Annotated in this window: 27 protein-coding genes; 18 read left to right on the forward strand and 9 right to left on the reverse strand. The window is 74.3% G+C overall.

Going from position 1 to position 20,242, the window contains the following annotated elements; translation table 11 throughout:
* Positions 1-6: 6 nt before the first annotated feature.
* Complete coding sequence (locus tag ABZX11_RS34570) at positions 7-387, forward strand: hypothetical protein (protein ID WP_354921117.1); 381 nt, start codon at positions 7-9, stop codon at positions 385-387.
* Here the strand turns inward: ABZX11_RS34570 and ABZX11_RS34575 are convergent.
* A complete protein-coding gene (locus tag ABZX11_RS34575; RefSeq protein ID WP_354921120.1) occupies positions 371-1,165 on the reverse strand; it encodes a class I SAM-dependent methyltransferase in 795 nt (264 codons plus the stop codon). The genes ABZX11_RS34570 and ABZX11_RS34575 overlap by 17 nt on opposite strands.
* Before the next feature lie 152 nt (positions 1,166-1,317).
* Between ABZX11_RS34575 and ABZX11_RS34580 the strand changes: the two genes are divergently transcribed.
* From ABZX11_RS34580 to ligD (ABZX11_RS34600), 5 genes are read left to right on the forward strand one after another with little or no spacing between them, the layout of a single operon-like run.
* Positions 1,318-1,506 carry a hypothetical protein gene (locus ABZX11_RS34580; protein WP_354921123.1) on the forward strand — a complete coding sequence of 63 codons (189 nt, stop codon included), beginning with the start codon at positions 1,318-1,320 and terminating at the stop codon, positions 1,504-1,506.
* The gene (locus ABZX11_RS34585; protein WP_354921126.1) at positions 1,506-1,682 is read left to right on the forward strand and encodes a hypothetical protein; all 177 of its coding nucleotides are present in this window, start codon (positions 1,506-1,508) and stop codon (positions 1,680-1,682) included. The genes ABZX11_RS34580 and ABZX11_RS34585 overlap by 1 nt, the downstream gene beginning before the upstream one ends.
* 60 nt (positions 1,683-1,742) lie before the next feature.
* On the forward strand, positions 1,743-2,297 hold the full coding sequence (locus tag ABZX11_RS34590; RefSeq protein ID WP_354921129.1) for a hemerythrin domain-containing protein: 555 nt from the start codon (positions 1,743-1,745) through the stop codon (positions 2,295-2,297).
* A 2-nt stretch (positions 2,298-2,299) separates the two neighbouring features.
* Positions 2,300-2,428: a hypothetical protein gene (locus ABZX11_RS34595; RefSeq protein WP_354921132.1), complete on the forward strand. Its 129-nt coding sequence runs from the start codon at positions 2,300-2,302 to the stop codon at positions 2,426-2,428.
* A 17-nt stretch (positions 2,429-2,445) separates the two neighbouring features.
* Positions 2,446-4,026, forward strand: a complete 1,581-nt coding sequence (gene ligD / locus ABZX11_RS34600) for a non-homologous end-joining DNA ligase (protein ID WP_354921135.1) — start codon at positions 2,446-2,448, stop codon at positions 4,024-4,026.
* A 3-nt stretch (positions 4,027-4,029) separates the two neighbouring features.
* Here ligD (ABZX11_RS34600) and ABZX11_RS34605 read toward each other — a convergent pair whose 3' ends face one another.
* On the reverse strand, positions 4,030-4,971 hold the full coding sequence (locus ABZX11_RS34605) for a PfkB family carbohydrate kinase (protein WP_354921138.1): 942 nt from the start codon (positions 4,969-4,971) through the stop codon (positions 4,030-4,032).
* A gap of 506 nt (positions 4,972-5,477) precedes the next feature.
* Between ABZX11_RS34605 and ABZX11_RS34610 the strand changes: the two genes are divergently transcribed.
* Positions 5,478-6,254 carry an ANTAR domain-containing protein gene (locus tag ABZX11_RS34610; RefSeq protein ID WP_354921141.1) on the forward strand — a complete coding sequence of 259 codons (777 nt, stop codon included), beginning with the start codon at positions 5,478-5,480 and terminating at the stop codon, positions 6,252-6,254.
* 102 nt (positions 6,255-6,356) lie between these two features.
* Positions 6,357-6,752, forward strand: a complete 396-nt coding sequence (locus tag ABZX11_RS34615; protein WP_176170049.1) for an STAS domain-containing protein — start codon at positions 6,357-6,359, stop codon at positions 6,750-6,752.
* Between the two features lie 132 nt (positions 6,753-6,884).
* Here the strand turns inward: ABZX11_RS34615 and ABZX11_RS34620 are convergent, their stop codons facing one another.
* Both ABZX11_RS34620 and ABZX11_RS34625 read right to left on the reverse strand, forming a co-directional pair.
* The gene (locus ABZX11_RS34620) at positions 6,885-8,288 is read right to left on the reverse strand and encodes a PP2C family protein-serine/threonine phosphatase (RefSeq protein WP_354921145.1); all 1,404 of its coding nucleotides are present in this window, start codon (positions 8,286-8,288) and stop codon (positions 6,885-6,887) included.
* 4 nt (positions 8,289-8,292) lie between these two features.
* A complete protein-coding gene (locus tag ABZX11_RS34625; RefSeq protein ID WP_176170047.1) occupies positions 8,293-9,030 on the reverse strand; it encodes a GAF and ANTAR domain-containing protein in 738 nt (245 codons plus the stop codon).
* 112 nt (positions 9,031-9,142) lie between these two features.
* Here ABZX11_RS34625 and ABZX11_RS34630 point away from each other — a divergent pair, with 112 nt between their 5' ends.
* The 3 genes from ABZX11_RS34630 to ABZX11_RS34640 all read left to right on the forward strand — a co-directional run bounded on the left by ABZX11_RS34630 (position 9,143) and on the right by ABZX11_RS34640 (position 11,514).
* Entirely contained in the window at positions 9,143-9,889 is a 747-nt protein-coding gene (locus ABZX11_RS34630; RefSeq protein WP_354921148.1) for a GAF and ANTAR domain-containing protein, read from the forward strand.
* A gap of 9 nt (positions 9,890-9,898) precedes the next feature.
* Entirely contained in the window at positions 9,899-10,819 is a 921-nt protein-coding gene (gene ligD / locus ABZX11_RS34635) for a non-homologous end-joining DNA ligase (protein WP_354921151.1), read from the forward strand.
* 275 nt (positions 10,820-11,094) lie between these two features.
* Positions 11,095-11,514, forward strand: coding sequence for a DUF6292 family protein (locus ABZX11_RS34640; RefSeq protein WP_354921154.1), 420 nt, complete (start codon positions 11,095-11,097; stop codon positions 11,512-11,514).
* A 54-nt stretch (positions 11,515-11,568) separates the two neighbouring features.
* Here the strand turns inward: ABZX11_RS34640 and ABZX11_RS34645 are convergent, their stop codons facing one another.
* Positions 11,569-11,784: a hypothetical protein gene (locus ABZX11_RS34645; protein WP_354921157.1), complete on the reverse strand. Its 216-nt coding sequence runs from the start codon at positions 11,782-11,784 to the stop codon at positions 11,569-11,571.
* Positions 11,781-12,731: an alpha/beta hydrolase gene (locus tag ABZX11_RS34650; RefSeq protein WP_354921160.1), complete on the reverse strand. Its 951-nt coding sequence runs from the start codon at positions 12,729-12,731 to the stop codon at positions 11,781-11,783. Before ABZX11_RS34650 ends, ABZX11_RS34645 begins: the two co-directional genes overlap by 4 nt.
* Before the next feature lie 68 nt (positions 12,732-12,799).
* Here ABZX11_RS34650 and ABZX11_RS34655 point away from each other — a divergent pair, with 68 nt between their 5' ends.
* Both ABZX11_RS34655 and ABZX11_RS34660 read left to right on the forward strand, forming a co-directional pair.
* Positions 12,800-13,360 (forward strand): TetR/AcrR family transcriptional regulator, encoded by a 561-nt coding sequence (locus ABZX11_RS34655; protein WP_354921163.1) that lies wholly within the window; start codon positions 12,800-12,802, stop codon positions 13,358-13,360.
* A gap of 96 nt (positions 13,361-13,456) precedes the next feature.
* The gene (locus ABZX11_RS34660; protein WP_176170042.1) at positions 13,457-13,798 is read left to right on the forward strand and encodes a DoxX family protein; all 342 of its coding nucleotides are present in this window, start codon (positions 13,457-13,459) and stop codon (positions 13,796-13,798) included.
* Here ABZX11_RS34660 and ABZX11_RS34665 read toward each other — a convergent pair.
* Positions 13,756-14,622: an alpha/beta fold hydrolase gene (locus ABZX11_RS34665; RefSeq protein ID WP_176170041.1), complete on the reverse strand. Its 867-nt coding sequence runs from the start codon at positions 14,620-14,622 to the stop codon at positions 13,756-13,758. The two genes, ABZX11_RS34660 and ABZX11_RS34665, sit on opposite strands and share 43 nt — an antisense overlap.
* A 79-nt stretch (positions 14,623-14,701) precedes the next feature.
* On the opposite strand from ABZX11_RS34665, the gene ABZX11_RS34670 reads away from it, so the two are divergent.
* Positions 14,702-14,872, forward strand: a complete 171-nt coding sequence (locus ABZX11_RS34670) for a hypothetical protein (protein ID WP_354921166.1) — start codon at positions 14,702-14,704, stop codon at positions 14,870-14,872.
* A gap of 7 nt (positions 14,873-14,879) precedes the next feature.
* On the opposite strand, the gene ABZX11_RS34675 is transcribed toward ABZX11_RS34670, so the two are convergent.
* A complete protein-coding gene (locus ABZX11_RS34675; RefSeq protein ID WP_354921169.1) occupies positions 14,880-15,902 on the reverse strand; it encodes an alpha/beta hydrolase-fold protein in 1,023 nt (340 codons plus the stop codon).
* Positions 15,903-16,017: 115 nt separating this feature from the next.
* Here ABZX11_RS34675 and ABZX11_RS34680 point away from each other — a divergent pair, with 115 nt between their 5' ends.
* Genes ABZX11_RS34680 through ABZX11_RS34690 form a run of 3 tightly spaced genes read left to right on the forward strand, consistent with a single transcriptional unit; the run spans position 16,018 to position 17,688 of the window.
* Positions 16,018-16,695: a hypothetical protein gene (locus ABZX11_RS34680; protein WP_354921172.1), complete on the forward strand. Its 678-nt coding sequence runs from the start codon at positions 16,018-16,020 to the stop codon at positions 16,693-16,695.
* Positions 16,695-17,246 (forward strand): DUF6529 family protein, encoded by a 552-nt coding sequence (locus ABZX11_RS34685; protein ID WP_354921175.1) that lies wholly within the window; start codon positions 16,695-16,697, stop codon positions 17,244-17,246. The genes ABZX11_RS34680 and ABZX11_RS34685 overlap by 1 nt, the downstream gene beginning before the upstream one ends.
* Before the next feature lie 16 nt (positions 17,247-17,262).
* On the forward strand, positions 17,263-17,688 hold the full coding sequence (locus ABZX11_RS34690; protein ID WP_354921178.1) for a Rieske (2Fe-2S) protein: 426 nt from the start codon (positions 17,263-17,265) through the stop codon (positions 17,686-17,688).
* On the opposite strand, the gene ABZX11_RS34695 is transcribed toward ABZX11_RS34690, so the two are convergent.
* Complete coding sequence (locus ABZX11_RS34695) at positions 17,679-19,190, reverse strand: hypothetical protein (RefSeq protein ID WP_354921181.1); 1,512 nt, start codon at positions 19,188-19,190, stop codon at positions 17,679-17,681. The two genes, ABZX11_RS34690 and ABZX11_RS34695, sit on opposite strands and share 10 nt — an antisense overlap.
* Before the next feature lie 132 nt (positions 19,191-19,322).
* On the opposite strand from ABZX11_RS34695, the gene ABZX11_RS34700 reads away from it, so the two are divergent.
* Positions 19,323-20,240, forward strand: a complete 918-nt coding sequence (locus ABZX11_RS34700; RefSeq protein WP_354921184.1) for a DUF3800 domain-containing protein — start codon at positions 19,323-19,325, stop codon at positions 20,238-20,240.
* Positions 20,241-20,242 lie beyond the last annotated feature (2 nt).

Below are 20,242 nucleotides of genomic sequence, written 5' to 3' on the forward strand. Positions count from 1 at the left end.
GGACCCGTGACCGACATCGCCGGGATGAAGGCCGAACTCGACGGCCTCGTCCGCGAACAGGCCGATCGCCGGGCCCTGCGCGAGCAGCAGGGCGAGGAGATCAAGGCCCGTTCCCAGGAGTACATGACCAAGCAGGTCCAGGCGGCCGAGCGGTACGTCCAGCACGTCCGCGAAATGGCGCAGCGCAAGACGAAGTCCGGCTGGAGCACCGACCGGTCGCACGCCGAACCGGCGTCGGCCTTCGACGCGGAGACCTACCCCGGGCCCGGCGGCTTCGAGCCGGCGCCGCCGCCGTCGTCGCCGCGGCCGGTGCGGGACGAGCCGCGGGCCGCCCGCCGTCCGCGGGCCGCCGTCGAAGACGACGAGGACTTCAACAACCCCTGGTGAACCACAGGTCGACGGCGATGTCGGGCAGCGGCACGGTGAACGTCTCCGCCGGCGCCAGCCGCCGCCGCAGTGCCGCCTCGAACTCCGCCCGCCGCTCGCCGAACAGGTGCGGTGCCGAGCTCGACAGCGAAAACACCCCGGCGACGACGTCGTCGACCGTCCGGGTCACCACCCGCCCCGGTACTTCGAACCGCCGCGGGCCGTGGAAGCCCGCCGCGCGGTAGACGTCCGCCTCGCCGCCTGCCGTCCCCTCCGGCAGCGCACCGCGTCCCGCCCGCCGCACCGGGCCGAGGTACTCGCGCACCAGCTCCGGGATCGCCGGGTGCACGATCTCGTGCGTCGACGCGTGCACGTGGGCGCAGACCCCGCCCGGCGCCAGCATGCCGCGCGCCGCGGCGGCGACGCGGGGCCGGTCGAACCAGTGGAACGACTGGGCGAAGGTGATCAGCCGGAACCGGCCCAGCCCGGCGGGCAGCTCCTCCGCGCGCCGTTGCACCCACCGGCAGTTCCCGAGGCCCGCCTCGGCCGCGCGCCGGCCCGCCTCGGTGAGCATGTCGCCGTCGGCGTCGACCCCGACCGCCTCCTCGAACGCGCCGGCCAGCAGCAGTGTCAGGGATCCCGGCCCGCAGCCGACGTCGAGCAGCCGTCCCGATCCGTCCAGCTCGAGCTCGGCGGCGAAGGCCGTGGCGAGCTCGGCGGGGTACGCCGCGCGTCCCCGGGCGTAGTACCGGGCGCTGCCCGAATAGAGGGACGGGTCCCATTCCCACGCGTCGGTCACCTCCCCAGCGTAGGGACCGGAAGCCCCGCCGAAGAGGGCTCGGCGGGAGTTGCCGGGGCACCACCCGGACGGGTTCGGTGGGGGTGTGAAACCCGGTGCGGCGGGGTACCCGGTCGCGTTGTTCCGCCGCCGACCGAGCCGGAGGTCCTCCGATGACCGTGCGCACCGCCACCCCGCCCGCCCATGACGTCGTCGGCCTGGCCCTGCAAGTCCTTGCCGCGCAAGGGCTCAGCCGGCCGGCCGCGCAGGCCGCCCTCGTCGCCATGGCCAAGGAACGAGGTCTGACCGTGGCGCGGTGCGCCGCGCTCGTCGTGGCCGCCGTCGACGGGCGGGTGGGCTGATGGCCTTCGCCGCCCGGGCCGGGGATCAGGACACCGCCTCCGTCGGCGGGAGCGTGCTGCTCGCCGTCGGGCTCGTCGTCGCCTTCTTCGGGTGGTGGTCCTGGTGGGCCGTCGCCGGGCTGGCCGTGGCCGCCGTGGGCGCGCTGTGGCTCACAGTCGCGCGCCGCGAGGAGTAACCCGCCCGCGACGGGGAACGCCGCTTCCGACCGAGCAACGAGCACGGAGGAGGCCGTTCCATGACGGAGCACGACGAGGACGTCATCGAGTTGCTGCAGCGCCAGCACCGGGAGATCCGCGAGTTGTTCGCCGCGCTGGACACCGCCGACGGTGACCGGCGGCAGGAGCTGTTCCACGACCTCGTGCGGCTGCTGGCCGTGCACGAGACGGCGGAGGAACTGGTCGTCCACCCGGAGATCCGCGATCTGGAGCCCGCGGCGCAGCCCGTCGTCGACGCCCGGCTGGGCGAGGAGCACCGCGCCAAGGAACTGCTGACCACCCTGCAGAAGATGGGCACGGAGGCCGACGGCTTCGACACCCTGCTCGTCCAGCTGCGGGAAGACGTGCTCGCGCACGCCGAGCACGAGGAGCGCGAGGAGTTCCCGCTGCTGCGGCAGCACCGCCCGCCGGAGCGGCTGCGGGCGATGGCCGCGACCGCGAAGGTGGCCGAAGCGGTCGGGCCGACCCGGCCGCACCCCGGCGTGGAGAGCGCGAAGGCGAACCTCCTGCTGGGCGCGCCGGCGGCGATCATGGACCGGGCGCGCGACCTGATCCGCGGCGCGCTGGGGAGCTGAGCATGACCGAGCCCGAAGTGACCGACCCGGAGGAGTTCGCGGAGGAGGCGGGCCTCGACCCGACCCCACAGGAAGTCGCCGAGTACGAAGAACTGGCGAAGCAGAATCCGCCCTGGTCGTCGCCGGACTGAGTGGGTACTCCCCGGGCATGGCAGCCGACCCGGCCCGCAGACTGCGGCGTTACCAGGAGATGCGCGACTTCGGGCGCACCGCGGAGCCGTCCGGGGGAACCGCCGCCGCGGCCGGCGGGCACCGGTTCGTCGTGCAGCGGCACCGGGCCCGCCGGCTGCACTACGACTTCCGCCTGGAGCTCGACGGCGTGCTGGTCAGCTGGGCGGTGCCGAAGGGACCCACGCTGGACCCCAAGGCCCGCCGGCTGGCCGTGCACGTCGAAGATCACCCGATCGAGTACGCCGGGTTCGAGGGCGTGATCCCGCGCGGCGAATACGGCGGCGGGGACGTCATCGTCTGGGACCGCGGCGTCTGGCGGCCGGTCGAAGCCGATCCGGCGCGCGCGATCGAGGCCGGCACCCTGCACTTCGACCTCGACGGGGAGAAGCTGGCCGGGCGGTTCGTCCTGGTCCGCTCCGGCCGCGGCGAGAAGGACCAGTGGTTCCTCCTGCACAAGCAGGACGAACACGCCCAGCCCGGCTGGGACGCCGAAGACCACCCGCGTTCGGTGAAGACCGGCCGCACCAACGAAGAAGTCGCCGCCGCGCCCGGCGCCCGGTGGCACGGGGACCGCCCGGCCGCCGAGGCCGAGGAGCCCGTCGGCGGCTGGGCCACTCCCACCGATGACGAGCTGGCCGCTCTCGACGCGCTGGGAGCGAAGGGCCGCTGGTCGGTCGCGGGGCGCGAGCTGGCCCTGACCAACCTGGACAAGGTGCTCTTCCCCGCGGCCGGCGACGACCGGGCCGTCACCAAGCGGGACCTCATCCGGTACTACGCCACCGTCGGGCCGGTCATGCTGCCGTACCTGGCCGGCCGCCCGCTCAACACCCACCGGTTCCCGCAGGGCGTCACCGAGCCGGGCTTCTGGCAGAAGGAGCTGCCACGGCACGCGCCGGACTGGCTGACCACCTGGCGCAACGAACGCGCCGAGCCGGGGGAGGCCCGGCGGTACGTCGTCGCGGACAGCGTCGCGACGCTGGCGTGGCTGGCGAACTACGGCGCGCTGGAGCTGCACGCCTGGACGTCCCGGGCCGCCGACGTCGACCACCCGACGTGGGTGTTGTTCGACATCGACCCCGGGCCGGAGACGACGTTCGAGGAGGTCCTGGAGCTCGCGCGGCTGCACCGCACCGCGCTCGAGCACCTCGGCCTCACCGGCCGGCCCAAGGTGACCGGGCAGCGCGGCGTCCAGGTGTGGGTGCCGATCGCCCCGCACTGCACCTTCGAGCAGACCCGCGCCTGGGCGGAGACGGTGTCCCGGACGATCGGGCGCGTGCTGCCCGACCTGGTCAGCTGGGCCTGGACGAAGGACAAGCGCCGCGGCCGCGCCCGGCTGGACTACACGCAGAACGTGCTCAACAAGACCCTCGTCGCGCCCTACAGCGTGCGGCCGCGGCCCGGGGCCCCGGTTTCGGTGCCGCTGGAGTGGGCCGAGCTGGACGACCCGCGGCTCACGCCCGACCGGTGGACCATCCGGGACGTCCCGGCTCGCCTGGCCGACCGCGGCGACCCGTTCGCGGTGCTGCTGGGGCTGGAGCAGAAGCTGCCGGGCCTGTAGCCCTCAGGCCCGGACGGTCTCCAGCTCGCGCGGCCGCAGCCGGTCGAGTTCCGCGCGGGACAGGTGCGGGCGCCCGCCCGCGTGCCCGGTCGTGGCCGCCGCGGCCGCGACGGCCATGCTCGCCGCCGCCTCCAGCGGGCGGCGGCGGGTCAGCGCCGCGGTCAGGGTGGCGACGAGCGCGTCACCGGCGCCGGTGGGGTCGACCACCTCCGTCTCGACGTCCGGCACGAACCAGGTGCCCTCCGGCCCGGCGAACAGGTTGCCCTGCCCGGACACCTCCAGCACGACCAGGGCCGGCCCGCGCCGCCGCAGCTCCGCGGCGGCGCGCGCGGCAGCGGCGACGTCGGTCACCGGCCGCCCGGTGAGGAGCTCGGCTTCCTGGCCGTCGGCGCGCACGACGTCGGCGAGGGCGAGCAGGTCGTCGGTCAGCGTGTCGGACTCCGGTGCCCCGTCGAGCACCACCCGGGTGCCCGCCGTGTGCGCCAGCCGGGCCGCGAGCAGGGCCACCGGCGCGGGTTGCTGCAGCTGCACGATGAGGGACGCGGCGGCCGAGATCGGCGCGGACGCGGCGAAGACGTCGTTCTCGGTGAGCAGTGTGCCCTCCGGGACGTGCTCGAGGTAGCGGCGGCGGCCGTGGTCGTCGACCACGTCGACCAGCAGCGCGGTCTCGGTGCCCGCCCGGCGGACCACGTGCGTGGTGCCGATGCGGTCGGCCCTGGCCTGGGCGAGCAGCGAGTCTCCGGTGCGGTCGGCGCCGACGACGCCGACCAGCGACACCGGCATCCCGAGCTGGCTCAGCGCCACGGCCTGGTTGGCGCCCTTCCCGCCGAGCAGCTCCTGCCGGTGCCGCACGGGCGCCGACGAGTCCGCGCCGGGCGCGTCCGGGACCTCGATCACCAGGTCGCGGGCGATCTGCCCGGCGACGACGACTTCGCTGAACATCATCGGGACCACCCGTGGGTCATGGCGCCTCCTCGGCTCACCGACCGGCTACCCGCGTTGCGCGGCAAGGTAAACCGCTCGTTCGGGTCAGTGGTCGCCCGCCGCGTCCCGGCCGCCAGGTAGTGAGACGAAGGTGGCCGAGCCGCGCCGGCCGGCCGCGGACCGTTTCGGCTGCGGTTCCTGACCCGGTCCGCGCCGCCGGAGGCCGAGCTGCGGGCGGTCGTGGAAGTGCTGCGCGTCAAAGCGGCGGTGCCGCGGCCGTCCGCGCGGCGGACCCGCACCCTCGGTCTGCTCGAGCGCCGTCCTCGGCCCGGCGCTCGCGGTGCCGGTGGTGTGGGAGCAGGACCTCCTGGAGCGCCGCCTGAGTGCGGCCGGGTGAGCACGTTGCCCCGGATGGACCTGTCACCTCGTCCGTCCGCGTGGCCGGTCCCACATCCACGCCGCCGCCGGGAAGCGGCGCACCGCGGCCTGCGGTAAATCAAAAGGACCACAACCGGTGGGAGGGTTCGGTGACCGAAACACTGATGAACGCGGCGGATCGCTGGAGACCGCTGGCCGAGCTGCTGCAGGCACTGCTCGAACGCATCGCGGGCGAGCTGCCCGGGTCGCTCGGCGCGGGCCTGACCGTCACGCGCGCCGGCCGGCCGCTGCGGGTGCTGGCCACGGCGGGCGTCGGCGCGAAACTGCTCCCCGCCCAGCTGGCGCACGGCGGCCCGGTCCCGGTCGCGGAGGCCACCGGCGAGCCGGTGACCACGGACCGCCTCTTCGGCGACGAGCGCTGGCCGGAGCTGACCCGCGAGACGGTGTTCGACGGCGGCCCGGAGGTCGAGGCGATCCGCGGGGCGGCCGCGCTGCCCGGGTTCTGGGACGAGGACGGCGCGTTCGTGCTGTCGGTCACCCTCGACCGGGTGCCGGACACCGGAACCCTGGCCGTGCTGGGGCGCTACGCCAAGCTCACCGAGATGACGCTGGTGGTCGCCGAGACCGCCACCGCGGGCGACCCCGCCCAGATGCTCGACCTGCTGGCCTCCCGGGCCGCGATCGAGCAGGCCAAGGGCGCGCTGGTGGCGGTCCGGCGGTGCCCGCCGGAGGAGGCCTGGCAGACCCTGCGCCGCGCCAGCCAGGAGTTCAACGTCAAGGTCCGCGAGCTGGCCGTCGCCCTCGTCGAGCACCTCGGCGGCCGCGCGGAGGCCCAGCCGGAGGGCACGACGCAGATCCGGCCCGAGGCTCCGGCCCGGCACGCCGCGGAACGGCTCTGGTCGGCCTTCACGAGCGTCTCACCGTGACGGAGAGCGTTTCCGGATCAGGCGTTTGGGTACTTGAACCCCGTCCTTGATCACCTCGTCGTGTCGCCGGCCCCTCACCGGCGCGGAAGGCCAACCGAACCCGTGTCCCCTGTCTTTCCGGTCCCCACCCGGTCCGCGCCGCTGGTCGCGCGCCGGACGGAGTACCGCCCCGGCTTCCTGGTGCTCACCCTCGCCGGCGAAATCGACGCGCTGACCCTGCCGATCCTCGAACGCGAGCTGGGTGCGGCGCCACCGGGGACGACCGTGGTGGACCTCAGCCAGGTGGCCTTCGTCGGCCTGGCCGGAGCCAGGGCGCTGGCCAGGGCGGCGGAGCGGGCCGGTGCGGCCGGCCGGAAGTTCGGCGTGGTGGCCAGCGGACGCACCCTGGCGCGGCTGTTCCGGATCACCGGCCTGGCGGCGGTGGTCCCGATGTTCGCGTCGCTGTCCGACGCCCTGCGCGAGCTGCTGGCGGCCGAGGTACAAGACGCGGTCTGCTGACGGGTATTGCCCTCGGCGCGGGATCGGCACGCCCGCGTCCTGCTGGAAGCCGCCGCCGGGGGACGTGCACTTCCCGGGAGCGTTGCGCGGGCGGCCGAAGTGCACGACCCGGCGTGCTGAGCGGCCCTGCCCTCAGCGCGGCACCCAGCGCGCGATCAGCACGCCCGCGTCCTGCCGGAACTCGCCGCCGCCGTGGGTGAGCACGGCCCGGGTGAGCCGGCGGGCGATCTCCGGCGACAGCTCACCCGCGTCGCGGCCGAGCTGCTCGGCGATCCGAGCCCGGCCGAACGGCGACCCGGCGCCGTCCGCGGTCTCGGCAACCCCCGGGGAGCACAGCGCGAGCAGGTCGCCCGGTTCGAGCCGGACCTCTGTGACCGGCGGCGGCCCGCCGTCCGGGGTGAACCGCGGGAGCGCGCCTCCGGTGGCCGGAAGCACCTCGCAGCCGCGGAAGACCAGCGGCTGCCCGGCGCCGACCAGGCGCAGGAGGCCCGTGGCCAGGTCCAGTTCGGCGAGCACGCCGCCGACGGCCGGGGTGTCCGGCCGTCCGGCGAGCTCGGCGGCGACCGCGGTGAACTGCCCGGTCAGGGAAGCGCCGTCGTGGCGGGCGGCCCGGTAGGCGGCGAGGGCCGTCACGACGGCGGTGGTCGCGCCGCGGCCGCGCACACCGGCGTCGAACATCGCCAGCTGCGCCCGGTGCTCGGAGAGGGCGTAGTCGAACGCGGTGCTGCAGAGCTCGTACGCCGGCTGGACGCTCACGCCCACGACCACGCTTTCGGTGGCCGCCGTCATCGGGGGCAGGTTCTGCCACAGCAGCTCGGCCGGGGAGCCGCGGTGCCGCTGCCGTCGACGGCAGTCGAGGCCGTCGCCGTACTGGGTCGTGATGGTGACCAGGTGCCCGAGCAGCGTGGCCAGCCAGCGGCACTGCTCCCGCAGCGCCGGGTCGTCCGGGTCGGCGTCGCCCGCCGGGACGATTTCCAGCACGCCCAGCCGTTCGACGCCGTCGAGGAGCACTGTCCACAGTGTCCCGTCGCGGGTCAGCGTGGTTCCGGCGCGGCGGAACACGTCCCCGGCGACCGTGCTGTCGATGTCGAGTTCCGCGGCGCCCGGTCGCAGCGGCACGAGCGTGCACTGGTCGTAGTCGGCGAGGTAGACGCCGATCGTCAGGTCGAGCGCGTGGCCCGCCTCGGCGACGACGGCCGGGAGCCGCTCGGGTGGCGCGCGGTGGGCGCCTTCGAGGAGGTCGACGAGGGCTTTCAGCGGGCCGTGCAGGGGTTTCGCGTCGGCGGTGGAGTGGCTGTAGGGCGCGCGGGCGGGGCCGGACACCTCGTCGAGCCGCTCGTTGACGGCGTGGGCGAGCATGTCCCGGTCGACGCGGGGGAGCGGGACCAGCCCGTTGAGGTAGGCGTCCAGGTCGAGCAGGCTCATGCTGCCGCCGAGCGCGAAGTACCGCATCCACAGCTCTTCCAGCGTCAGGTCGCTCCGGGCGAAGGTGGCGGCGATCAGCCGCCGCTGTTCTTCCTCGGGCAGGAAACGCACGTGCTCATCCCTCCCGTGCCGGTGTGCCGACGAGCCGGGCCGCGGCTTCGGCGGGGCTCGTGCCGTCGGCGCGGGCGAACGAGAGCAGGCGGTCGAACGCGGCGTCTTCGCCGAGCCCGTCCCGGCCCATGAGGAAGCCCTTCGCCAGCGCGATCAGGTCCCGGTCGCGGAGGGTCTCCTTGAACCGCTCGCTGAACCGGCCGGCCCGTTCGTGGGCCCGGGCGCTGGCGACCAGCGCCGCGGCGCGATCGGCGAAGGACAGCACCGCCCGCTCGTCGACGGGGCCGAAGGCGCCCGGCGTCGTCGCGTAGAGCTTGATGGCGCCGTGGCAGCCGTCGCCGGTGATCATCGGGGCGGAGAGGACCGAGCGCAGCCCGAAGCCGGCGACCGCGGCACACCACCGGGACCAGCGCCGTTCGGTGGCGACGTCGTCGATCCGCTCCGGCGCGCACCCGGCCAGCGCGGCCAGGCACGGGCCCTCGCCGAGCTCGTACTGCAGGGCGTCGGCCTCGCGCACCAGCGGGTCCGACGCGCTGGTCGTGACGAAGCCGCCGTCGGCGTCGACCAGGGTGACCCCCACGCCCGCCGCCGCGGTGATCGTGGTGTCCGCGAGCGAAACGATCAGTTCCAGCACCGAATCCACGGTTTCGCGGGACATCAGCAGCCCGGACATCCGGGCGGCGACCACGGCCAGCTCACCGTCCAGCGGCAGCTCGCCCGGTGAGGACAGTTCCGGCGACATGACCGGTGAGTACCAATCCGGGACGCCGGTAAACGCGTCAGCGGCGTTGCGGACATGGATCGGCGGCGAAACGGGTACCCGGGCTCCCTCGTGCCCACCGGGAGGAGCAGACATGGACCGGCCGGACCCGATGGCCCCGGTGTCACCGCTGTTCGACGACGTCACCGCGGCACTGGCGGCGCTCACCGAGGTGCTGCGAGAGGAGGACGACTTCCGGATCCTGCTGCGGCACGTGTGCCTGCAGGTGCGCCACGCCATCCCCGGCGTCGACGAGGCGTCGGTCACCCTGGTGACCGGGGAAACGCCGCACACGGCGACGGCCACGAGCGACTCCGTGGCCGAACTCGACGGCGAGCAGTACCGGATCGGCCGCGGCCCGTGCCTGGACGCGATGCGCGGCGGCAAGGTCGTCCGCACCTCGGTGTCCGACGCCCTCGAGCGCTGGCCCGACTTCGCCGACGGAGCCCGGAAAGCGGGCTTCGGCAGCTTCCTCGCCGCGCCGCTGGTGGCCGACGAGCGGTTCTCCGGCGCGATCAACTGCTACGGACGGCAGGACGACGGCTTCGCCGAAGTCGAAGCGCAGCTGCTGGAGCTCTACACGACCGCGGTGGAGGCGATCCTGCGCGTGTACCACCGTTACCTGCAAGCCCGCGAGACCGCCGAGAACCTCCGGACGGCGCTGGGCTCCCGCGCGGTCATCGACCAGGCCAAGGGCATGCTGATGGCGATCCGCCAGGTCGACGCCGACGACGCCTTCGCGCTCCTGGTGGACCAGTCGCAGCGGGAGAACGTCAAGCTGCGCGAAGTGGCGGAGCGGTTCGTCGCGCGGGTGGTCTCCGGGATGGTCCCGCCGCGGTAGGGTTGGCCCGTGGCGGGGAGCCGGATCACGGTACAGGTCGGCGGGCGGCAGCTGACGCTGTCCAACCTGGAGAAGGTGCTCTACCCGCGCAACGGCTTCACCAAGGGTGAGGTGCTCGACTACTACACGCGGATCGCGCCGGTGCTGCTGCCGCACGTGCGGGACCGGGCGATGACGTTCGTGCGCTTCCCCGAAGGCGTCACCGGCACCTCGTTCTTCGAGAAGGACGTCTCCCGGCACGCCCCGGACTGGGTCCGCACCGCGCGGCTGACCGTCGGCGGCCGCGGCAAGGATCCCGAGATCGTCGCGTACCCGCTGATCAACGACCTGCCCGAGCTGGTGTGGGCGGCCAACCTGGCCGCGCTGGAGCTGCACGTCCACCAGTGGACCGTCGAGGGCGGCGACGAGCGCAGCACGCCGGACCGGCTGGTCTTCGACCTCGACCCGGGCCCGGGCGCGACGGTCGTCGACTGCTGCCGGGTCGCCGAGCGCCTCTACGACGTCCTCGTCGGCGACGGGTTCACTCCGGTGGCGAAGACCAGCGGCTCCAAGGGCATGCAGCTCTACGCGGGGATCGTGACGACCGATGGCGGCGAGCCGTCGCGGTACGCGAAGGCGCTGGCCGAGCGGCTCGCCGCCGAGACGCCCGACCTCGTCGTGGCGCGGATGACGAAGACACTGCGCCCGGGCAAGGTCCTCATCGACTGGAGCCAGAACAACCCGTTCAAGACCACCGTGGCGCCGTACTCGCTGCGCGGGCGCGACGAGCCGACCGTCTCGGCCCCGGTCACCTGGGACGAGGTCCGCGCCTGCCGGCACGTCACGCACCTGCGGTTCACCGCGGGCGAAGTCCTGGAGCGCGTCGAAGACCTCGGAGATCTGTTCGCCGATCTGGAACGCACCCGGGTGCCGATTCCTGCGTTCGGCTGAACTTTCCGCGACCACTATTCCGCTCAGTGTGCCGGTGAGGTTTTTCCGGAATTGCGGAAAACGTCTTCACCTGCGGATTTGATCGTCCACAGTGGAAGCGTGCACGTGCAGACGGGCGTGTTGCTGCACGGATCGCGAACGCGGATGTCCGGCGGTGGGCCGAAGTCCGCGAAGTCGGTACGGTTTACGCACGAAGCGCGACAGCCGTCGCGGTGGCGAAAGACAATGATCTGGCGGGCGTTGCCGGTCTTGTCGAACGTGGCGAAAGGAAACGGGTGTCCGGCCTGATCGACACCGATCTCGAATTCTGGTTCCAGCGCGGGCTGCGCGCGTATCTGGGCGAGGTGGCCCGTGCGCTCGGCTTCGGCCTGGAATCCTGCACCGTGGACGTCGACGTCCCGGTGTCGGCGTACGTGGCGGTGGACTGGCGGCTGCGCCGGTTCCCCGAGCGCGACGTCGCGCTGCTCTGGGACGAGGTGCACGGCTGGGCGGTCGCGGTCGAGGCGGCGTGCGGCGAGGAGATGATCGTGCTGTCCTACCTCGGCGGCGCGGACATCCTCCCACCGCCGGGCGAAGTGGTGCGCTTCCTGACGGCGCTGCGGGCGGGCGCCCGGGAGCCGGCGGGCCCGGGCTCGCCGGTGCTCCGCCGGGCCGGCCGCCACCAGGAGCTCCTGCCACTGCTACGAGCCCGCTGAGTGTCCATAGTGGACGCCGGTCGTGGGTGTCGCCGCCCACGACCGGCGTTCTGGTCAGCCCGGCTTGGCGAAGGTCGGCAGGCTGGCTTCGGAGACGGTCAGGATGAACACGGCCCGCCCTGGGTCGGGAATCTCCAGCCAGGCGCGGTCCAGCGCCGAGGTGAACGCCGAGCCCGGATGCCGCGATTCCTCGGCGCGGTTGCGCAGCGTCCACAGGCGGGTGGCCGCCACGCCGTCGAGGGTCGTGCCGTCGATCGGTTCCTCCGTCATGCCGGGTCCGCGGCGAACGCAGTTCGGAGGAAGCCGGTGATCTCCGCCGCCGCGGGCTCGGCCTGGGGGACCAGCCCCGGCAGGCTGAGGAACGCGTGCCCGGCCCCGGCGTACTCGGACAGCCGGACCGGCGTGCCCGCCGCGGCCAGGCGTTCGGTGTAGCGGCGGCCGTGGTCGGCCAGCGGGTCGTGCGTCGGGACCACCACCAGCGCCGGGGCCAAGCCGCTCACCGACGAAGCGTGCAACGGGGACAACGCGCGGGCGTCGGTGCCGGGCGGGACGGCGAGCCGCTGGAACAGGCGCAGCACCGGCACGGTCAGCGTGGGCGTCTCGGCGTGCTCGGTGACCGAGGGGTGGCCGAACATCGCGTCGGTCGCGTCGGTCGCGGGGTTGACGAGCACCTGCGCGCGCAAGGGCAGCCCGGCCTCCCGGGCCCGGATCGCGGCCAGTGCGCTGATCAGCCCGCCGCAGCTTTCGCCGAACACGGCCACGCGGGCCGGGTCGATGCCCCACGCCCCGGCGTCGCGCACCAGGTGCCGGAGCGTGTCCCAGCCGTCGTCGACGGCGTCGGAGAGCGGGTGGTCCGGCGCGACGAGCCGGTGCTCGACCGAGACGACGACCGCGGGCAGCAGTGCGGCGAGCCGGCTGGTCACCCAGTCGCTCTGCACCGCCGTGCCGACGAACCCACCGCCGTGCACGTGGACCACGAGGGGGAGGGCCCCTTCGGGCGCGGCCGGCCGGTGGACCCGGACCGGCAGGTCACGGCCGGGCAGGGCCAGCTCCCGCCACTCGATCACGACGTCCGGGTGCGGTTCCCCGGTGACGGCCCGCGCGGCGGCGGACGCGCGGAAGCGGTTCTCGGCTTCGCGGTAGGCGAGCAGTTCCTCGGTGGTCATCGCGAGCCAGTCCGGCTCCGGCGGACGCTGCACGATCGGTTCGGCGGTCACGGTCACTCCCTAGTTTCGACACCTCAGGTATCGAAACCTACGGTAGCGAAAAACGATAGGCTCCCGCCATGGCTTCGTCCCCCTCCGCCCGGCCGCCGGGCCGGCCCCGCGCCGGCCTGCACGACGTGGTGTTCGCCGCGACGCTGAACACGGTCGCCGAACTCGGCTACGCCAAGGCCACCGTCGAACGCATCGCGGCGGCGGCCGGGGTCGCGAAGACGACGATCTACCGGCGCTGGCCGTCCAAGGGCGAGCTGATCGTGGACTGCCTGCTGGACGCGTTCGGCCCGGCGCCGCTGGCCGTCGGCGGCCGGGCGGAGCTGCTGGCCGGGGTCGTCCGCTGGGCGGCGGCGAAGATCGGTGAGCCGGGGGTCGGCGACGCGTTCGCCGGCGTGTTCAGCGACGCCGTCAGCGATCCGGCGCTGCGCGTGGTGCTGTCCTCGCGGTTGCAGGACCCGTACCGGCTGGCCCTGCAGGACGCGCTCGGCGAACCGGAGCAGCGGGTGCTGTTCTTCGTCGACGTCGTGGTCGGCGCGCTGCTGCACCGGATGGGCATGACCGGCGAGCCGATGGTCGAGACCGACGTCGCCGCGCTGGCCGAGATGGTCGTGGCGCACTTCGGGAAGTGACCGCCGTCACGCGCCGGGCTGTCACACCGGCCGGGACAGCGGAGTCGAGGGGGTGACGGACCCCGAGCCCCGGGGCCGCGAACCCGAGGAGTCCTGATGCACACCGCGCACCTGATCGTCACCATCGCCGCCGCCGCATGGGTCGGCTTCTCGGCCGTCTCGATGTTCGCCCGCGCGAAGTGGGTCGTCGAGCCGATCACCGAGTACGGCGTACCGCAGTCGTGGTGGAACCTGCTCGGCACGGCCAAGGCGGCCGGCGCGGCGGGCCTGCTCGCCGGGCTCTACTGGCCGCCGATCGGCATCGCGGCGGCGATCGGCCTGGTGCTGTACTTCGGCGGCGCGCTCATCACGGTGGCCCGCGCGCGGTCGTACGCGCACCTGGTGTTCCCGCTGCTCTACCTGGCGCCGGTGGTCGTTTCGGTGGCCCTGCTGCCTTGATCGGCGAGCCAGGTGAGCGCGGTGGCGGCGTGCTGCAGCACGGACAGGTGGCCGGCACCGGGCACGGGCCGGTACTCGGCGTGCGGGCACCGCCCGGCGAGCCACGCGCTGTGCGTGGCGGGGATCATCCGGTCCAGCTCGCCGTGCAGGAGGAGGACGGGCGCGGTGATCGACGCCGGATCGCCGCCCCACGGCCGGACGTAGGCGAGGTCGTCGTCGATCAGCCCGCCGGGCCCGCCGGCGAGGGCCGCGCGGACGACCTCGCCCAGCCACGACCACGACCCCTGCAGTACGGCCATGTCCTCGTCGGTGAAGACGTCGGGATCGAACTCGGCGGCGGCTTCGTGCTTTTCCTTGGCGTCCCGGCCCTCGCAGGCGGCCCGCAGCGAAGCCGCGCTCGCGGCGGCCATGCCCCCGAACCAGTCGAGCCCCTCGGCGTCGAACGGCGCAACGGCGGCCAAGCTCGCGACGGCTTCGACCCGCTCCGGCAGCAGGGCGGCGCACGCGAGGGCGTGGGAGCTGCCGCCGGAGTGCCCCATGAGGGCGAAGGTGGTGATCCCGAGCGCGTCGGCGACGGCTTCGACGCACTCGGCGGCGTTCCCGACCGTGCGCTCCGGAACCGGCGTCGAGCTGCCGTAGCCGGGCCGGTCGTAGGACACGAACCGCACGCCGAGCTCCGCGGCGAGCGGCAGCAACGGCCCGGGCGGGGCACCGGTGTTGGGGGTGCCGTGGTGCCAGAAGACGGTCAGCCGCGCGGGGCCACCGGTGTCGTGGACGTGGAGGGTGCGCCCGCCGGGCAGCGCCAGTTCGGTCTCGGTGACCATGGGCCCGAGCCTAGCGAAGGCTGTAACGAAACCCGCGTGACGGCCGTCGAGGACGACGACACCCTCGCCGGGGTTCCGCGTGCGCTTCAACGCCAATCCCGCTTCGGCCGACTACCACCCGGCGAACTTCAACCGCCTCGGGCGGTACCTGCGGCAGCAGGGCAAGACCGCCCCGGCCGAGGCGCCGGTGCACCCGCGGCACCTGGCCCAGCGCGACCAGGTCGCCGCCGAGCTGGCCGAGGGCAGCTGAGGCGGCGTCAGCGGGCCAGCCGTTCCGCCAGCCAGGCCAGCGAAAGCGGGTACCGGTAGTCGATCCCGCCGTGGCCGGCGTCGAACAGCTCGAAGTGGACGCGGTCGTCCGGGAGGCCCGCCGTGGCCAGCTCGGCGCGGAACGCCTCCGCGCCGATGTCCAGGAAGTACTCGTCGCTCGTTCCCGCGTCGATCCACACCGCGCGCAGGGAACGGACCGCCTCCTCGTGGCGGGCCACCATCCGGACCGGGTCCCAGTCCAGCCAGCGCTGCCACTGCTCCGGCCGCAGCGCCCCGGTCAGCGGGTCGAACGGCAGCTCCGGCGTCCCGTCCTCGCGCGCCGAGAAGCACGCCGAAACACCGAGCACCGTCAGCAGGGTCGCGTCCTCCGGCCTGGTGAACGCCGGACGGCTGCGGAAGTCCGCCCACCACGCCTGGATGTCCTGGCCGTACTCGCGCAGCGCGCGGACCGCCCGGCCGAAGTCCGGCACGTAACACAGCTCGTACCGCGTGTCGCCCGCGTGGGTCGCCAGTGCGCCGAACAGGTCCGGGCGCAGCATCGGCGTGATCATCGCGCCGAACCCGCCCGACGACTTGCCCGCGATCGCGCGGGACGCGCGGTCGGGGAGCGTGCGGTAGTGCTCGTCGACCCACGGGACGATCTCGTCGCACAGGTACGAGTGGTACCGGCCGGTGCCCGGCGAATCGACGAACTGCGAGCCGCCGTAAGCGGTCCACGCGTCGACGTACACGACGATGCAGCCCGGTGCGCCGTCGGCGAAGACCGCGTCGGCCGTCTCCACGAACGGCTGCCGGAACGGTGTCCGGTTGGCCCACATCGTCAGGTGCCCGGTGTAGCCCTGGATGACGTAGACCGCCGGGTAGCGCTCGTCGCCGTCGTCGTACCCGGGCGGGACGTACACCCACAGCGGGCGTTCGTGCGGGTCGCCGAGCGGATTGCCGCGCAGCAGCGCGGAAGTCACGGTGTGCCGGTCGAGCCGTCCGGCGAGTTCGCCGTCCCAGGGCAGCATGCGGCCAGTCAACCATGAACCACCCGGTTGCACGGGCTAAGCATTACCTCTTTTCCGCGCGTAGCGTTGAGCCGTTCCGGCCCGAGGTCCGTGTTGCTGAGAATCGGGGAAGACCGTGGAACGTCCGGGGCCGTTGTTCACGCTGCTCGCCGGGGTGCTGCTCGCCGGCGGGATCGCCGTCGCCGACCTGGCCACCGGGACCGGTGTGCCCTCGGTCGCCGCCGGCGTCGCGACCACCGCGCCGCCCACGACGTCACCGCCCGCCACGACACCGCCCGCCACGACACCGGAGCCACCGAGACCCGCCGCGCCCGCCCGCGCGGACTACGCCGGGCGGGTGACCGGCGGTGGTGTGTCGATCGCGGTGTCCACGCGCGACGGCCACGCCATCGCCTACGTCTGCGACGGCAAGAAGCTCGAAGCGTGGCTCCAGGGCGTGACCGTCGACGGCAAACTGGACTTGAAGGGCGCTCCGGACGGGACTCTGACGGGCCGCTTCGACCCCGCGTCGGCCACCGGGACCGTGACCGCGGCCGGCAAGACCTACCGGTTCACCGTGCCGGTCGTGAAGAAACCCGCGGGCCTCTACCGGGCGACGCCGAAGGTGAAGGGCCGGGCGGCGAAGGCCGGCTGGATCGTGCAGCCCGACGGCAGCCAGGTCGGCCTCCTCACCACCGACGCGGGCTCGACCGCCGCCCCGGCGCTCGACCCGGTGGCCGCCACCGCGGTCGTCGACGGCGCTCCGGTGACCGCCGAGCCGATCAGCGGCCTGACCGGGACCGGTGACTTCTGATGGCCGCCCCGGCGACGGGCCGCCGCGCCGCGGCGGCGCTCGTGGTGCCGCTGGTGGCCGGCGCCGCCGTCTCGGTCGCGCTCGGCGTCTACGGCGGCCTGCACACGCCGACCGGGGTCGCGGTGAACCTGGCGGGCTTCTCGAGCACGCAGTCGGTGAAGGCGTGGCTCGCCACGGTCGTCGTGCTGCTCGCCCTCGTCCAGCTCGGCTCGGCACTGGCGCTGTACGGCAAGCTCGGCGGCGCCGCACCCGCGTGGGTCGCCCCGGTGCACCGGTGGTCGGGACGGCTGGCCTTCCTCGTGTCGATCCCGGTCGCGATGCACTGCCTCTACGCACTCGGGTTCCAGGCGTTCGACGTGCGCGTCCTGCTGCACTCCCTGCTCGGGTGTTTCTTCTACGGTGTGTTCGTGGCGAAGATGCTGCTGCTGCGCAAGGACGGCGCGCCCGGCTGGTCGCTCCCGGTGCTCGGCGGCCTGGTCTTCACGGCGCTGGTCGGGCTCTGGCTGAGCGCGTCGTTGTGGTTCTTGACGCAGTCCGGCCTGACCTTCTAGCCCGCGGAGGACGAAAGTGCGGAACGACGACGTGGACCCGGTGCTGGCGCGCCGCACCGCCCTCGCGGTCTTCGGGGCCGGCCTGGTGGCCGGCTGCAGCACCTACGGCGGCAGCACGAACGGCACGTCGGCCGCCCCGGCAGCCGCGGGCACCGAACTCGGTGCGGCCGCCGACGTGCCGGTCGGCGGCGGCAAGGTGTTCGCGGACCGGAAAGTGGTGGTGACGCAACCGGCCGCCGGCACCTTCGCGGCCTTCTCGGCGATCTGCACCCACCAGGGCTGCACGGTCGACGCCGTCGCCGACGGCACCGTCCACTGCCCGTGCCACGGCAGCCGGTTCCGGATCGCCGACGGCTCGGTCGCGACCGGCCCGGCGGCCGAGCCGCTGGAGAAGAAGGCGATCACGGTCGCGGGCGGCCGGATCACGCTGGCTCAGGCGTAGGCCTTCGTGATGGTACGGGCCTCGATCGTCCACATCGGACCGGAGGTGTCCGGCTCGCCGTGCAGCACGGTCCGCCCGTCCGAACAGGCGTACTGGATTTCCGGTGCCGCGACGGCGGCGCACTGCACGCCGTCCGCCAGCACGAGCAGGAAGGGCGCGGCCGTCCCGCCGGTCTGCGGTGGCGACGGCAGCGGGCCCGAGTGGGTCAGCACGACGGCCTTGGCCGCCGGCGCCGGGCACCAGACCTGCGGCTGCGGTCCCGGCCCGGCGAAACACGGGTCGTAGGTGGTGCCGCCGGCCGTGCAGCGGTAGGCGTCGTGGCGCCCGGACACCGCGGACACCGTCGCGCAGGTGCCGTTCACCCGGGCCGTCACGGTGCCGGTCCGCGGGCGGTACTCGACGGTCTGCGTGAACCGCGGTGCGCGGCTGGTGGTCACCGGGACCTCGAACGCGGGGGCGGGGCCGGTGACGCCGCTCGTCACCGGGCCGATCCCGGCGGCGAGGAGCGCGCGGACGACCGCGCCGCCGTCCGGGTGGCAGGGTTCGAGCGCCGTCCACACGTCGGCGGCGACCTGTGCCGGCGGCTTGTCCGGGGTGTACCGCGCGGCGCCGGCGTCCGCGGCGCAGGTCAGCACGCCGGGTGCCGGCCCGGTGTCGCCGGCCAGGCCGAACAGCACGGCCGCGCGGTGGGCCGCCGCGGCGAGCGCCGTCCCGAGGGCCGGGCCCGGATCGGCCTGGCCGCGGATGGTGGACGGCAGCAGGCCGAACGGGACGTCGTAGGTGACGCCGCCGCCGGGCCAGAGCAGGTCGCGCTGCCGCGGCCCGCCGAGCAGCTGCCCGGGCGCCGCGGTCCGGGTGCCGGGTTCCGGCCAGCCCGGCGCCGGGAGGAGCCGGTAGGGCACCCGCGCGTTCGAGGTCAGCGTGACGCTCGCGCGGCCGTTCCCGGCCGTCACGCACACCCACACCGGCGCCTGCGGATCCGGCTTGCCGGCGTCGACGGTCACCCCGCCGGCACTCGAGGTGCGCCCGGCGCAGTCCGGCCGCGGGCCCGGCTCGGGAGCGCGGCCCAGTGCGGCGAGGTCGAGCAGCCCGCCCCAGACCCCGCCCGGGCGGGCGACCTGCGCGACGAGGCTCCGGGTGGCGCCGTCGTAGGCGGCGGGCAGGAGCCGGAGCCCGTTGTCCGTGACGACGACGGGAGCGAACCCCGCCGGCGGCGCGGCGGGCACCGGGATCCGCACCCGTGGCGGCGGGCCGCCGTCGAAGCCCACGTCGGCGCCGCCGCCGATCCGGCGGGTCAGCGGCGGGGTGACGGCCGGCTCCGGTGCCGGCCGCACCGAGACGCGGGTGCCGGCCGGGGCGACGACGTCGATCCCGGCGACGCCGGGAGCCGCGGCCGGCGGCACGGAGAAGTGGTGCCGCACCAGGACTCCGGAGGCACCCAGCAGGAGCGCGACCACGGCTGCCGTCAGCGCGAGCCGGGCCGGTCGGTCGTTCGTGGTCATCGGCACCTCCGCGGAACACCTGCTCTTCGCGAGTCACCGGACCCGCCGCGCTCGTTAACCGCCGTGGCCCAACCGTGACTCCGGGCCGGAAACGGATCGCCCGGCACCGGTTCGTCTGGCACGATCGGGCGGGTGCGCCCGGTCGAGATCGCCTGCGACGAGTCGGGTTCGGAGGGCGAGAACCTGCTCGGCGGCGAGACCGACGTCTTCGCCCACGCCGGCGTCCGGATGTCCTGGCCGGAGGCGACCGCGTGCGTGGCGGAGATCCGCGCTCGCATCGGCTCGCCCGCCGAGGAGTACAAGGCCAACCACCTGCTGCGCGCCAAGCACCGCGCGGTGCTCGAGTGGCTGCTCGCCGCGGACGGCCCGCTCGCCGGCCGCGGGCACGTGCACCTGACCGACAAGACGTTCTTCGCCGTGCGCGCCGCGGTCTCGCTGCTGGCCGGGACGGACACCGGCGCGCTCGCGCGCACTCTCCACCGCGCGGGGCCGGCCGCCTTCGGCGCCGCCCGCTGGCAGTTCTTCCTGACCGCCTTCACCAGCGTGGTGCGGCTGAAGCCCCGCCGCGGCGTGACGACGTCGCCGCCGGAGTTCTTCGCCTTGGTCGACGAGCTGGCCGGCGTGCCGGGCGAAGCGGGCGAAATCGTCGCCCGGTTCCGCGGCGGCGCCGAGCGCGTCGCCGCCTACCGCGCGCGGCTGGCGGGTGATCCGGGACTGGTGCCGGTCCTCGACCCGCTGGTGCCCGCGGTGAGCCACACGGTCCGCCACTGGAGTGCCGGCGGCACCCCGGTCGCCCTGGTGCACGACGAGCAGCTGGCCCTGACGGCCGAGCGGGTGCTGCAGCTCAAGGCCACCCTCGGCCCCCGGCTGGCGGACGTGCGGTTCGTCGACTCCCGCACCGACGCCCGGGTGCAGATCGCCGACTTCCTGGCCGGGGTGGCCCGCCGCATCGCCTCCGACGAGCTGAACGGCCGCGGCGATGCCGGGCTGACCACGCTGCTGAGGGCGTTCGTGGACGCCGAATCGGTGTGGCCGGACCGCATTCTCTGACT

Origin of the sequence: Amycolatopsis sp. NPDC004169, from assembly GCF_040610315.1 — a bacterium.
In the GTDB taxonomy this organism is placed as follows: domain Bacteria; phylum Actinomycetota; class Actinomycetes; order Mycobacteriales; family Pseudonocardiaceae; genus Amycolatopsis.

Coding starts and splice junctions, on each gene's coding strand:
- ABZX11_RS34580 (WP_354921123.1), top strand. CDS start 1,318: ATGACCGTGCGCACCGCCACCCCGCCCGCCCATGACGTCGTCGGCCTG.
- ABZX11_RS34585 (WP_354921126.1), top strand. CDS start 1,506: ATGGCCTTCGCCGCCCGGGCCGGGGATCAGGACACCGCCTCCGTCGGC.
- ABZX11_RS34590 (WP_354921129.1), top strand. CDS start 1,743: ATGACGGAGCACGACGAGGACGTCATCGAGTTGCTGCAGCGCCAGCAC.
- ABZX11_RS34595 (WP_354921132.1), top strand. CDS start 2,300: ATGACCGAGCCCGAAGTGACCGACCCGGAGGAGTTCGCGGAGGAGGCG.
- ligD (WP_354921135.1), top strand. CDS start 2,446: ATGGCAGCCGACCCGGCCCGCAGACTGCGGCGTTACCAGGAGATGCGC.
- ABZX11_RS34605 (WP_354921138.1), bottom strand. CDS start 4,971: ATGATGTTCAGCGAAGTCGTCGTCGCCGGGCAGATCGCCCGCGACCTG.
- ABZX11_RS34625 (WP_176170047.1), bottom strand. CDS start 9,030: ATGTCGCCGGAACTGTCCTCACCGGGCGAGCTGCCGCTGGACGGTGAG.
- ABZX11_RS34630 (WP_354921148.1), top strand. CDS start 9,143: ATGGACCGGCCGGACCCGATGGCCCCGGTGTCACCGCTGTTCGACGAC.
- ABZX11_RS34645 (WP_354921157.1), bottom strand. CDS start 11,784: ATGACGGAGGAACCGATCGACGGCACGACCCTCGACGGCGTGGCGGCC.
- ABZX11_RS34655 (WP_354921163.1), top strand. CDS start 12,800: ATGGCTTCGTCCCCCTCCGCCCGGCCGCCGGGCCGGCCCCGCGCCGGC.
- ABZX11_RS34660 (WP_176170042.1), top strand. CDS start 13,457: ATGCACACCGCGCACCTGATCGTCACCATCGCCGCCGCCGCATGGGTC.
- ABZX11_RS34665 (WP_176170041.1), bottom strand. CDS start 14,622: ATGGTCACCGAGACCGAACTGGCGCTGCCCGGCGGGCGCACCCTCCAC.
- ABZX11_RS34675 (WP_354921169.1), bottom strand. CDS start 15,902: ATGCTGCCCTGGGACGGCGAACTCGCCGGACGGCTCGACCGGCACACC.
- ABZX11_RS34685 (WP_354921175.1), top strand. CDS start 16,695: ATGGCCGCCCCGGCGACGGGCCGCCGCGCCGCGGCGGCGCTCGTGGTG.
- ABZX11_RS34695 (WP_354921181.1), bottom strand. CDS start 19,190: ATGACCACGAACGACCGACCGGCCCGGCTCGCGCTGACGGCAGCCGTG.